The organism is Pseudomonas graminis (assembly GCF_001705435.1).
GTDB classification, from domain to species: Bacteria; Pseudomonadota; Gammaproteobacteria; order Pseudomonadales; family Pseudomonadaceae; genus Aquipseudomonas; species Aquipseudomonas graminis_B.
Genome location: NZ_MDEN01000038.1, coordinates 1 through 12070, shown reverse-complemented (window position 1 = coordinate 12070; position 12070 = coordinate 1). Strand labels below are relative to the sequence as shown.

Sequence of the window (12070 nt, the reverse complement as noted above, 5' to 3'; positions counted from 1 at the left end):
TATGGCCACTGCTTACGCTTGCGTCAGCGCCGCTACCTCCCATCCCTTACGTCAAGGCGACTTAACCGAACGCTTACAAGCAAACGCTATGGCAATGGTGCGGTGTTCCCCAATCCTATTGACGAATCGGGGCATCATGGCGGCGGCGCCGACAGCGATCAACGATATAAATGACAGAAAATACCCGGTCTGGGCTTCATTGAGTCCGAGCTCACGCAGAGCGATTGGCAGCACGATAATGCCGGTAAAGAAGCACAGCATTGACATAACCGCAGCTGTGAACACTATCTTCAATGATTGGGGCACTGCCGCATCACGGCCGCCCTCATCGCCTCTCTCTTGCGGGCTGTGCTGTAGGCGCGGGACGAAGCAAAACAACATCGCGGCGAAAATCCAAGCGACCAGGTAGAGCACAAATGGCCAAGCCCATCCGATCGTTGCAAGCAAGCCGCCGATGAACAGGAATACAACCCCTCCCAATTCGATCGACATGCCCTGTCGGGCAATCATGGTTAGGCGTGCGGATCCGGTGTAGAGCGCGGAAATCAATCCTGTACCACTCGACATGATAACTGCGGTAGCAGCACCGAGACAGAGGCGGTCGGTGTATACAGCCCATGGGCCGTGTATTGCGGCCCCAGCCATCCCCAGCGCTCCATAGGCAATCAGCCCTGCCATCAAGGAGTTATACAGCCCAAATCGATCCACAAGCCTTCCTGCTATAGGCCCAAACAGTACTACGCCTAGCGCCGGGAGGGTCACGAGAAGGCCGACCCCGTGATCGATCCCGAGCTCTTCAGCAATTCTAGGAAGGCCAGGGACGATTACGCATCCCACCATAATTGTGAGGCATGCAATCGCAAGGAGTGTGAAGGCAGCTAAGGCTGACGGGGTGGAAGTGTGAGAAGTCATGCTTTACTCGTTCCGTATGGTGGATTATAAAACCACTGAGCGGAACATGCTCATCGCTCAAGCTTGAGCTGTCAAGCTTTAACCGCCGGATAACCTTATCGATAACGCGCTGCGGGCCGACCGTGGCATAGGGAGGTCATGGATGAAGGATGAGGTATGCTTTCGAGATGATTGCTTGGTAGGGAATTTATAGATGAGTCAAGAGAAAGAAGGGTCTGGGAAGCAAGTGATCGCCCGTGCCGCAGCGATCCTGACGGCTCTTGAAAAGTTTCCGTTCGGCGCGAGCCTCGGAGAGTTGAGCCAGGCCTGCGATCTACCTAAGACTACAGTTCATCGGATGGTCAGCTCGCTGGAAGCACAGCAACTGGTGAGCACTGATGGAAGCGGAGTGAGACTTGGGCCTGCCTTGGTGCGCTTGGCGGCGTCAGCGCACAAAGACGTAATCGGCATTGCTCGTCCTTACATCGAAGCGCTTGGGCGTAGCACCCGAGAAACGGTCGATTTATGCATCTACCGGGGTACCCATTCTGTTTTGGTTGACCAGTACGCGTCAGATCAGGAACTGCGGGTTGTTTCTGCAATAGGTACTGCGTTTCCGATTCACTGCACGGCCCACGGCAAAGCGTTGCTGGCCCAGCTAAGCGACGATGTCTTTGCGATGTTGTCGACAGGGTTTTCGTTAGAAAAACGCACTGAACAGACTCTTGTGAACATTGATGCACTGAGGGCTGACCTGGTAGTCGGTGCGAAGTCCGGATGCTTTATCGACAGGGAGGAGCATGCGCGTGGGGTGTGCGGCATAGGCCTGACACTGCGCACCGGATTCGTCGATCAGTATGCGTTGGCCTTGGCAGTACCGGCGCTCAGATTCAAAGACCATTTTGAAGAACTGAAAAATGCGCTTATTCAATGCAAATCTCAAATCGAAGCGGTGATAGGTGCTTAGCTCAGTCCTGCTCGTCCAACGCGACCAAGAGCCCTAACGCTTGCTTTAAAGGTTTGGCGCAACGCCTGTACCGCCCCTTACCAAGGGCGATACGGACATTGAGGCAGTCCCGATACGAAGTTTTTTTAGAAATTAAGCCATGTATCAACCAGCAAGGCGGCTTAAGGATCGAGGCGGCCAAGTTTGCACGTGCGCACTCCTCCACTGTCTGACTGCCCGTCATTACGGATTTCTGGGCGAACGAGATCGTTATAGGTTCCTGGCTATGCTCATCCCGTCCTACGCTGATTGCACTAGGGTGCCTTGGCGCTATGGAACAGGTTTGCACTCTCCTTTTTTCACGCCTTGAGCCGTACGGCGCCTCGTCAGGTGACCTTTGACAGGGTGTGAGAAAGCGTCCAGTATAAATCATCAATCGATGATTTATGGATGCATGAGTTGAAGGACAATATATTTTCTGACGCGCTGATAATGCCTCGCCGCACAGTTTTGGCAGGTGCAGTCAGCATCGCCTTCATGTCTGCTCTCGGCAATGTTGCTAGAGCCACCACCATTGGAGATGACGTCATGAAAAAAACGTTTCCCACCCGAATTTATGGCAACAAGAGTCTGCCAGTTCCTTACCGTAAAGCTATGCCTCCAGAGGCTCCCCGCGCCCGGTATATGGGGTTTTCCCCCGGCCAAGTCGTTCTGCCTGAGGGCTCAGTCCGACGTGCCGGTGCCAAGCCATTGCCGGTGGATATCGTTCTAGAGCGCGACGTCGCGGTGAAGATGCGCGACGGCGTGACGATGTATGTGGATGTGTTCCGTCCCGCAAAGAGTGGGAAGTACCCTGCGCTGATCTCGTGGAGCCCTTATGGAAAGCAGCTAGGAGGCCAATGGTTGGACGACATTCACGGCCGTGCTGGAGTGCCGCTGGAGTGGGTGTCGGAGCTACAGAAATTTGAAGGTGCCGATCCGGCTTTCTGGGTTGAGCAGGGATATGTAGTGTTGAACCCAGACCCCCGGGGTGCCTACAATTCTGAGGGTAATATCTCCTACTGGGGGCGTCAGCTTGCAGAGGACGGATATGACTTCATCGAATGGTGTGCCGAGCAGCCGTGGTGTTCGGGGAAGGTCGGCATGGCTGGCAATTCCTGGTTGGCCGTTTCGCAATGGTTCATCGCGGCGGAGAAACCTCCACATCTGGCCGCAATCGCTCCCTGGGAAGGTTTCAGTGATCATTTCCGTGAAACTGGAAACCGTGGTGGTATCCCAGCCCCCGCGTTTCCTGAAGCAATCATCCAGACCTTCGCTGGTAAGAACTACATTGAAGATCAACCCAGGATGATCATTGAGCAGCAGTTGATGAGCCCTTACTGGGAGGACAAGAAGGCACGGCTCGAACGAATTCAGGTGCCCACTTATGTTGTAGCCAGCTATACAAACGCTGCTCACACACATGGAAGCTTCGAAGGGTTCCGCAAGCTGGGTTCGAAAGATAAATGGCTGCGAGTCAACAACACCAATGAGTGGCTCGACTTCTATACGCCAAAGTATGAGCAGGAATTGCTGAAGTTCTTCGATCATTACCTCAAGGGTGAGGCCAATGGATGGCAGGACACCCCTAGAGTCCGCATTTGCGTCCTGGATCCGAGCGGCACCGATGTGGTTGACAGGGTGGAAGATGCCTGGCCTCCCACGCGCGTTGAAGCCAAAAGCCTCTACTTAAATGATTCAAATGGCTTGATTGAGGAAAAGCCTCCACATGAGGGTAAAACGACCTATCAGGTTGCGCCCAAAGGCAGCGTCCATTTCACCTATCGGTTCGATCAGGATGTAGAGCTTATCGGCTACATGAAGCTTCGTCTGTGGGTCGAGGCTGAGGGCGCAAACGACATGGAGCTGTCAGTCACGGTCGAGAAGCGCGATTCGGAAGGTAATCCATACAATCGCGAGCTCGGTGAAGGCATGGTGGGCCCAGTGGCGGCAACCGGCCTACTGCGCGTATCCCAACGAGAGCTTGATAGCGCTAACTCGACTCATTTCGAACCGTACCTGAAGCATGAGCGTGAGCAATTGCTGAAGCCTGGGGAGGTCGTCCCTGTCGAAATTGGGATCTGGCCAATGGCGATGCGGTACAAGCGGGGGGAGGAGCTATACCTGACCATCAGCGCTCACCAGCCAATGGACACCCGGTTCGATATGGGCTTCGGGGCGGTGCCCATTGAGGTAGCACAGGACAGTTTCACCTACGATCCTAAGCAGAAGGTCGCGGTGCGTTCCTATGGTGGAAAAGCTGACACCTCGCCGAAAGCTATTGGGGAACAGCGGGTTCCGACGCCCGTCTCATGCAATCAGGGTCGCCATGTCATCCACATGGGCGGCCAGTATGATAGCCACCTGTTGATCCCTTTGGTTACCATTTGATCGAGCCGTGGCCAGTTGAGCCTCAATTGGCCACGGCTTCAAAGACGTATCGCACTAGCTTCCTCCCATATTAGGAAATTCGTTGAACGAGACATTGCCAGTCAAACCGGCACGCGGTCGGCGCCGCAGCGGCGAGCCAAGCGGTAGAGAGGCACTGCTACGATCAGCGCTTCAGTCCTTTTCCAAGTACGGCTATGAAGGCGTTTCGCTAAGAGCCCTGGCGTCTGACGCAGGAGTTGACATGGCCCTCGTTGGCCGGATTTTTGGCTCCAAAGCGAATTTATGGAACGCGGTTGTCGAGCACCTTGCTGAAAGACAACTGCACCATCTGGAACAACTAAGGCTTTTGGCCGTTCAGGTAGATAGCCATCCTAGGGATGCAATCATCGGATTTATTCGTTTGTTTGCTGACATTTCATATGAAATGCCCGAGTTCCCAGCATTTCTCATTCAAGAAGCCAGCAACCCTGGAGACCGATTAACTAAGCTGAGCGTCGAGCTTGTCGGGCCCTTCAGCGTCTCTTCAAAACCGATCATTGCCAAGGCTCAAGCGGCAGGCGTGATTGTCGCCCCGAATGAACGCCTCTTCTTCGGGATGCTGACTTCCGCTGTGTCATTGCCAATGGTGGCACCCAGCGTGTTCTGTGGCAAAAAAAAACTGACTTTGAAGCTGAAAAAAGAAATCGCCGAGCAAGCCATCGCAATGTTTGTACAGGCGTTGCCTGCGTAGCCACTGCCAACGAAGCGCCGTTTTCGAGGATCTGGTGGCGGAGAGGGTAAATTATCGCCCTTGGGGGGGGGAACAGTGCGCAAATCCTCAGGCGCATCTATTTGACTTCTAGCCCAGCTCTCGAATTTTGCTCGGCTTTAAGAATGTGTTAGTGACGCTGATTGATATGCTGGAACTTGGAACCAGCAAACCTATGGCCTGCTGGCACTTGATTCATGGGAGTTTCAGGTTTTGAAGCGGGCTACCATCTGATTCAAGTTAACTGCCAACTGCGACAGTTCGTTACTGGCGATCAAGGTCTGCTGCGTGCCCTCGCTGCTCTGGAGTGAAAGATTGCGGATGCTTATCAATGCGCGATCCACTTCGCGAGCCACGTGGGCCTGCTCTTCAGAAGCTGTGGCGTAAGCGTCCGGCCAAGTCATCTACCCAGCCCCGCAAAGCCAAGACATGGTGTGCACTTAAATTTAAGTGGGCACCAGTTCTAGCCTTTTAAGCGGGTATTTCATGCAGCCAACACGCCGCTCCTACTCCAAGTCCTTCAAAGCCCAAGTCATTCAAGAGTGTGCCCAGCCCGGTGCTTCGATTGCCAGCGTCGCACTCAGCCATAACCTCAATGCAAATCTCGTCCACAAATGGATTCGGCTGCAAGCGCAGAAAAGCACAGCGCTGCAACCTGCCTTTATTCCGTTGCCCGTGTCGCTGGCTGGGGCGAAATCCCACCTGTCATCATCGAACATCTGCGTTGAAATACAGCACCCGCGAGGCACCGTCAAAGTGAACTGGCCCACTGAAAATGCTGCTGCCTGCGCGACCTTTCTTCGAGACCTTTTGCGATGATTCGCATCGACGCCATCTGGCTCGCCACCGAGCCGATGACTGGTGTTCAGTTGCAGCCGCTGGTCGATGCGCTGCGCGACGTGGTGTTCGGGCAGCAGGTTATTCATGCTGATGAAACTCCAGTACAGATGCTCATGCCAGGAACGAAGAAGACTCACCGTTCCTACGTGTGGGCCTACGCCACCAGCCAGTTTTCGGACGTGGCAGCGGTGGTTTATGACTTCAGCCCCAGCCGCGCCGGAGAGCATGCTCGCAACTTCCTGCAAGACTGGAGGGGCAAGCTGGTCTGCGATGATTTTGGCGGTTACAAAGCCAGCTTCGAACTTGGCGTGACCGAGATTGGCTGCATGGCCCATGCACGGCGCAAGTTCTTCGAACTGCACGCTGCGAATAAAAGCACGCTTGCAGAGCAAGCCCTGCGTTATATCCAGTTGCTGTACGAAATCGAAAGTGAAGTCCGCGACCTGGAACCGGATTTACGGCGTCGAATACGGCAAGAAAAGGCCGTCCCTATAATGAACATGCTGCACGCCTGGATGAGCGCCCAGCGCGATCTTGTGCCCGAAGGCTCAGCCATCAGCAAAGCACTCGATTACAGCTTGAAACGCTGGGCAGCGCTGTCGCGCTACCTCGATGACGGGGCTGTACCCATAGACAACAACTGGGCGGAAAACCAGATACGACCATGGGCTCTTGGGCGTAAGAACTGGCTCTTTGCAGGATCGTTACGCAGCGGCAAACGAGCGGCAGCGATCATGAGTTTGATCCAGTCTGCGCGCCTGAATGGCCATGATCCGTATGCATATCTGAAGGATGTTCTTACGCGGCTGCCGACGCAGCGGGCGAGTGAAATCGATCAGTTGCTGCCGCATAAGTGGCGACCGATTTAATCACGCAAGGCGTGATGCCCGGACGCTTACTTTTTTTCCACATCGGCAACATTTTGGAAGCGATTTTTCCTACTCTGCTTGTGCCGTGACCTTATCTGACAATCAGTGGGCTATATCGCGGTTTAAATCATCAATCCCCAGCGATCTGCCAATGTCGTAGTCATGAGCGATTCTCAACGTCAGCGGTTTGCGGGGTTTTGGCGTCTCGAAAGTGGATATGACAGTCAATGCTTCGTGGTAAATGGCTGCATCGAACCATTCCTTACGCCCGCCAGCTCCATATGGTACTGCTGGTGGCTCTTTTCTCGCCCAATCAAACAGGCGCTTCAGGTAGCTTTCGGCCGCTAGAGCGCTCGCCTTGTCGTGAAAGGAAAAGCTAATGCTGCGGTCAAGGTCGAACTCGCATTCGAAGGCTAGGGCACGCTGTATCCAGTCACCTGAATAGCCGATTTTGATGCTCGAACTGGCTAAATGAAGAAGCATATACACCCGATAAAGCGGAACGTTTACTGGCGCATAGACTTGCGTTGGAACCTTTACACCGTATCGTTTGAGCAGGGTTGAAACGTAGATCCGCTCACCCGGATATTTTTCGGTGTACCTAGAAGCGCTCCTGGTAACCTTCTCAGCCCCAATTTTTCCAGCCAAGTAGAGCAGGCGGCGAGCGTCCATTTCGTTCCCAATATGGACCCCGTAATGGTCTGCGGGTAAGCCGGCTACAAACGGACACGACTCATTCATGACGGCTTTCATTCTGCGTTTCCTTTAACTGTCTTCCTACGTATCAGCTCAGTACTCATCACACCGTGCGGAAGTATTCGATCAGTTCTTGTGCGCTAGGGCAGGCGGGATGCGCAGAGGCATTTTCAATAGTAAAGCCCCAGTACTTAGTAACCTTTGTGGCAAATGCCACCTTGCTGCCAGGGCCGCGCTTACCGCGTTCCGCTGCGACCTGTTTGAGCCGCTCCCAAGGTTTATCTGGAGTAGCTTCAGGGTTAGACTCATGAAAGTCGTCCGTACCCAACCAAGCATTCATCGCCACGCTATCGGCCAGATACCAGGCCTCCAGTGCCTTCACGGCGATGAAGGCAAGTGGATACGCTGATGCGCCACCCGCTCACGCACCGTCGCTACCTGAGCCTCGTCCTCCAGATCAGTCAGCACGAAGATCCGCTCTGCACCGGCAGTATCCAGCGGGGCGATGAAGGCATTGATGTTCTGCGGTAACAGGTTGCCACCGCCCTTAGCATCGACCACTGGAGTGATCAGCTCGTAACCACAGGCGCGTAGCAGCTCCCTGAACATTGGCGATTCGACCACGATCCTTTCGCTGGCCCCTTCTACAATAAAGCCTGCCTTCACCATGGCAGCCCCCCGTCAAACAGATTGCTTAGCCAGGCGGTATCCAGCGGGATTTGCTTCTTGTCCACACAGGCACTGGTCGCTGTCTGCACCTGGGTTTTGCCGTCCGCCTTGCTGACGAAATACAACTCCGGCGTTTCCAGACTTCTGACGATCGACTCGCTGTGGGTGGTCAGAAAAATCGGATGATCGACCGAGGCGCTTTCCCTCATCGGTTGCACCAGCTCACCAATCGCCTTTGGGTGAATACCGCGCTCGGGCTCTTCGATGATTGTGATACCACTCTTGTGGGCGCGGCTGAGCACAGCAGTGAGAATGCACAGCACAAAGATGGTGCCGTCTGACACCAGCTTGGCCGGGAACGAGTTTTCGTGCTGGTTTCTTTAAAGGTAATTACCGTAGAACCATCAAGGCGCTGCTGCTCGGTGGAGACGTTCTCCATGCCAGGCACGATCAGCTCCAGCCACTCCAGCACTTGTTCGCTAAAGTCCGCATCTCTCTGCAGTACCGATAGCATGGACGCAACATTCTTACCGTGGGCGTCCAGCTCACTAGTATCGGTGGTCGAGCTGGATGGTTCCTTGGCCGCCAGCGGATCGAAACGGAACACTTTAATGTTAGCCAAAAAAACATACAGCGGGCTTTGCCCCAGCAGCATCAGTGCGGTCATATCCTTAGGGTAATCCGGCAGACTCTGCAAACCGTCCGCCTCGGTGAGTTGCAACTTGGTATCGTTGCCTCGACGGTCGATCACTAGGCGGCCATCGACCTTTAGCGTCTCAGCAATCTGCGGTGCCTTGTTCAAGGAATGGATACTGATGGTGTAGTCGTACAGACTCCCGGCCAGCTCCAGAACCATCGAGAAGCTGATCGTCGTGCGCTGCTCCTTGCGATACTTGAAGCAATGGATCTGTGAAAAACCGCCAAACTGCGTACGGGCCTGTAGCGCGCCGAATTTGACCACCGCACCGAGAAAAGCCAGTGCATCGACGATGTTGCTCTTCCCAGAGCCGTTGGCCCCAGCGAACACCAGCAGTGGCGATACGTCCTGCAGCACCAAATTGGCCACGCTCTTGTAGCCCTTGATATGCAATTTGCGGATATTCATTAGGTTTCCTATGGTGCATCTGGATCAATGGCGACCCACGCTTTCGCGCCGTTGTAGTCATCGCCGCCTATTACAATCATCCCTCCACCTTTGCGGCTCGCTCGTCCCAAGTTTCAAGAACGAAAGCGGCAATGGTGTGTGCTGCATGCACTGCTAACCGAGCGTGTCTAGGTTTTAATCTGTAAGGTCGCTTCACCGGACCATGTGCTGAGCTTCCATGCGTGCGCAGCGCACCGATCCCATTCACTGTGGCCATGATTCCACTAATAATCTCCTGAAGATCGCGCTCCTCTATGATCGATGCATCTAGTCCAAGATCTGCTTTAACGACCTTCCACACTGCTTGAAGGTCCTGCTTGGCTGGCATTGAGAGGTGTGAGTGTTCCTCAATATAAATTTTGAAAATCGTTTCTAATATGTTGCACGCCGCTGATACTGCTTCTCTTGGGCTTGCCACGACATTTTTCAGAGCCCGATCGAATTCAAAATCAATCACTTCTAGGTTCCGAGCCTTAACTAGCTCTGCCAGAGATTTTGTAGCAATACCTTGTCCATGGCTAAGAATTCCGCCAGAGCTATATGAGAAACCAGCTCTGGCCAGCGCGTCCTTGATTTTTTTCACCCTCAACTTATGCGCCTCAACGGCAGCTTCGGGTTGCCAAAAGGAGGCACTGGGTTCCGGGGCATCCAGATATTTTTCGACAATTCGCCCAATAATCGAAAGCGCGCGGTCGCCACTCTCCTTGTTTACTCGTCTCAACCAGTCAAGCGCCTTTACCGGCTTGCTTCCCTCGGGAGGATCGCCAGGTGCTTCTGCGTACATAAATAAGCTATCTAAGCTTGCGTGAGTTTCGGCCTCTGCTACCGCGTCAGCGACCGCAGCGAGTACGAAGGCGGGTACCGGAAACTTATTCATAATCAGAGAACTCGGCCATACAGTGGGTGATCGATTTCTTGCCGCTCCACCTCCAGCGCAGGTACTCGGCTTTGAAATCCTCCGGGGTCAATCTTTGAACCAACATCAAATAATTCTCCGCACTATGTCGCCCAGACGGGCTGGATCACCTGCGCATAGCTTCTTGACCGCTTCCAAACTCTCGATGCCCAATATCTCGCTGATGTGCCGTAAGTCGATGCCGCGGCGTTTCAACTTGACCGCAAGTGTGCGGCGTCCAGACTGTGCGCTGGCCCCCTCGATCCCGGCCATGCTGAACAGGCGTGTATAGAGTCGGCTGAGCTGGTTCGCGCTGTAGTACGTTTTACCGTCACGCTTCTGAGCGCTGATCTTCAACCCCTCGCCAGTGCGACCGGACACGAACAACGGCGAGTCAGGATCAAGTCCACGAAAGGCCATCACTCTGGTTGAAACGCCGTGACCACGCGCGAGGCGTTCGGCAAGGTGCGCGTCTATGGCATTAGTCAACTTCTTGCTGGTCCAGCACAACGGCCTGGAGCGATGGTTGTAGGCGATTTCTGCACGCACCAGGGAGTCGATCAGCACAGTGCCGGATTCTGTCAGGTAGTCGCTCACGCGAAGGCGGCAGATCTCTGTCACGGTCATGCCGGTGCCAAAGCATGTAAGCAGTAGCGCCGCATCACGACCGCCATTCTCCGGGCTGCTCACTTTGGCGACCCGTACAGCGTGTTCTAACTGCTCATCTTCGATAACGATCGCCTTGGGCATACTTCACTCTAAATGCTTATTTGCCATCAATCCTGACATAGTACGTCAACAAATAGGCCGGGGATAGCCCGGCCTGCTCGATGTATCTGGTGTACACGGAAATTTGGGATCCCCGTCCTTCTGCAGCTGCTTTCTCGTGAGTCAGTTGTGGCCTTCCACAGAAGGCCCCCAGACTTCACGCAAAGTCCGGAGGCCTATTTAACGGATATGCCGCTACGCGCAGTGAAGACGCAGCAAGATGCCGAAGGGCTGAGCGCGGCTTGAGTCGATAGCCGTCGGCAGTGGATGACCGCTTTCGACCCAAAGCAGCCGTTATCAGGGCAATGGAAATCTGAAGAGTCACGCGTGTCAAGACCTAGGCCACTGCCAAGCCTCTGGGGTCAGCCCGTCGGATGCACATGGGCAGGGGCAAGACCCACCAGATCGATGTGTGCAGCGTTCGCGTCGGCCACGATCAGGTTCTCGGCGGTGAAAGTCTTCTCGACGTTCTTGTCGATACTGATCTCGAACCGGTGGCTATGTCGTTTAACACGCTGGTTGGGCAGTTCAAGCTTTAGAACCGAGGAAAAAATTCAGCCAAACAGTTGTAGGTGCCAGCCTTCTTTCCCAGCCTTGCCTGAATAGAGCAGTGGACGGCACGCAACAAAGCGTACGGACGTTCCACTTCGCTATCTCAGCTGTGGGGAGTGAGCTTGTGACAAAGCTCCCGCAGCTGATCAAGGCCGTACGGCTTTTGTAGCCAATACACGTGATCACCGTCCAAGCTATCAGCAGCGGCATGGAACCCGGATGCCACAACCACAGGCATCAGTGGTAGCAGCGCGTGTACGTTGAGGGCTAGCTGAATCCCATCGATCGTCCCTGGCATTCTGAGGTTGGTAATCAGCAAATCGGCGTTAAAGCCGTAGCTCTGAATGTGATTCCAGGCTGAATCAGCTTCGCAAAACGCCTGGACCTCATGCCCGTCCATTTCCAAGACATCGGTCATGATCGTCTGGCTCTTGCAATCATCGACGACATCGCTGCAATCCTCATCATCGGGCAGAGCAAGAACTCCCACGGCGAACGCGATATCGGTTGCGGTCGGAACTGCCCAACCGTGTGCAGACGCCGTGCCCATGTTGTAAGCAAGGTAGATTCCTGCAGGGACTAGCACACCACCCAGTGCCGCACCTAACGGGAGCGTTGCCAG

The 12070-nt window shown here is 54.4% G+C and carries 13 protein-coding genes and 3 pseudogenes; 5 read left to right on the top strand and 11 right to left on the bottom strand.

The window, feature by feature from the left end; translation table 11 throughout:
- Positions 1 to 51: 51 nt before the first annotated feature.
- Positions 52 to 912, bottom strand: a complete 861-nt coding sequence (locus tag BBI10_RS00300; protein ID WP_065986031.1) for an MFS transporter — start codon at positions 910 to 912, stop codon at positions 52 to 54.
- 193 nt (positions 913 to 1105) lie between these two features.
- Here BBI10_RS00300 and BBI10_RS00295 point away from each other — a divergent pair, with 193 nt between their 5' ends.
- The 3 genes from BBI10_RS00295 (at position 1106) to BBI10_RS00280 (ending at position 4997) form a co-directional block, all read left to right on the top strand.
- Positions 1106 to 1858, top strand: a complete 753-nt coding sequence (locus tag BBI10_RS00295) for an IclR family transcriptional regulator (RefSeq protein ID WP_065986030.1) — start codon at positions 1106 to 1108, stop codon at positions 1856 to 1858.
- Positions 1859 to 2287: 429 nt separating this feature from the next.
- Positions 2288 to 4267: a CocE/NonD family hydrolase gene (locus BBI10_RS00285; RefSeq protein WP_208600721.1), complete on the top strand. Its 1980-nt coding sequence runs from the start codon at positions 2288 to 2290 to the stop codon at positions 4265 to 4267.
- A gap of 82 nt (positions 4268 to 4349) precedes the next feature.
- Entirely contained in the window at positions 4350 to 4997 is a 648-nt protein-coding gene (locus BBI10_RS00280; protein ID WP_167355754.1) for a TetR family transcriptional regulator, read from the top strand.
- A 224-nt stretch (positions 4998 to 5221) separates the two neighbouring features.
- On the opposite strand, the pseudogene BBI10_RS00275 reads toward BBI10_RS00280, so the two are convergent.
- Positions 5222 to 5398 (bottom strand): annotated as a pseudogene (locus BBI10_RS00275) (methyl-accepting chemotaxis protein); the annotation flags it as partial.
- Between the two features lie 103 nt (positions 5399 to 5501).
- Here BBI10_RS00275 and tnpA point away from each other — a divergent pair.
- The gene (tnpA, locus tag BBI10_RS26280) at positions 5502 to 5834 is read left to right on the top strand and encodes an IS66-like element accessory protein TnpA (RefSeq protein ID WP_197983943.1); all 333 of its coding nucleotides are present in this window, start codon (positions 5502 to 5504) and stop codon (positions 5832 to 5834) included.
- A gap of 38 nt (positions 5835 to 5872) precedes the next feature.
- Positions 5873 to 6724: pseudogene (gene tnpC / locus BBI10_RS00270) on the top strand (IS66 family transposase); the annotation flags it as partial.
- Between the two features lie 102 nt (positions 6725 to 6826).
- Here tnpC and BBI10_RS00265 read toward each other — a convergent pair.
- The 9 genes and pseudogenes from BBI10_RS00265 to BBI10_RS27760 all read right to left on the bottom strand — a co-directional run.
- Positions 6827 to 7477 (bottom strand): hypothetical protein, encoded by a 651-nt coding sequence (locus BBI10_RS00265; RefSeq protein ID WP_065986026.1) that lies wholly within the window; start codon positions 7475 to 7477, stop codon positions 6827 to 6829.
- 46 nt (positions 7478 to 7523) lie between these two features.
- Positions 7524 to 7802 carry a DUF4276 family protein gene (locus BBI10_RS27780; protein WP_244160272.1) on the bottom strand — a complete coding sequence of 93 codons (279 nt, stop codon included), beginning with the start codon at positions 7800 to 7802 and terminating at the stop codon, positions 7524 to 7526.
- Positions 7799 to 8089, bottom strand: a complete 291-nt coding sequence (locus BBI10_RS27775) for a hypothetical protein (RefSeq protein ID WP_244160271.1) — start codon at positions 8087 to 8089, stop codon at positions 7799 to 7801. Before BBI10_RS27775 ends, BBI10_RS27780 begins: the two co-directional genes overlap by 4 nt.
- A complete protein-coding gene (locus tag BBI10_RS27770; protein ID WP_244160270.1) occupies positions 8083 to 8412 on the bottom strand; it encodes an AAA family ATPase in 330 nt (109 codons plus the stop codon). Before BBI10_RS27770 ends, BBI10_RS27775 begins: the two co-directional genes overlap by 7 nt.
- Positions 8295 to 9194, bottom strand: a complete 900-nt coding sequence (locus BBI10_RS00255) for an AAA family ATPase (RefSeq protein WP_244160269.1) — start codon at positions 9192 to 9194, stop codon at positions 8295 to 8297. The genes BBI10_RS27770 and BBI10_RS00255 overlap by 118 nt, the downstream gene beginning before the upstream one ends.
- 76 nt (positions 9195 to 9270) lie before the next feature.
- Positions 9271 to 10110: an abortive infection family protein gene (locus BBI10_RS00250; RefSeq protein WP_065986025.1), complete on the bottom strand. Its 840-nt coding sequence runs from the start codon at positions 10108 to 10110 to the stop codon at positions 9271 to 9273.
- 105 nt (positions 10111 to 10215) lie between these two features.
- A complete protein-coding gene (locus BBI10_RS00245) occupies positions 10216 to 10878 on the bottom strand; it encodes a site-specific integrase (RefSeq protein ID WP_065986024.1) in 663 nt (220 codons plus the stop codon).
- Positions 10879 to 11551: 673 nt separating this feature from the next.
- Positions 11552 to 11938: a response regulator gene (locus tag BBI10_RS27765; RefSeq protein ID WP_279615244.1), complete on the bottom strand. Its 387-nt coding sequence runs from the start codon at positions 11936 to 11938 to the stop codon at positions 11552 to 11554.
- A pseudogene (locus BBI10_RS27760) lies at positions 11921 to 12070 on the bottom strand (Na+/H+ antiporter NhaA); the annotation flags it as partial. The pseudogene BBI10_RS27760 and the gene BBI10_RS27765, both read right to left, overlap by 18 nt.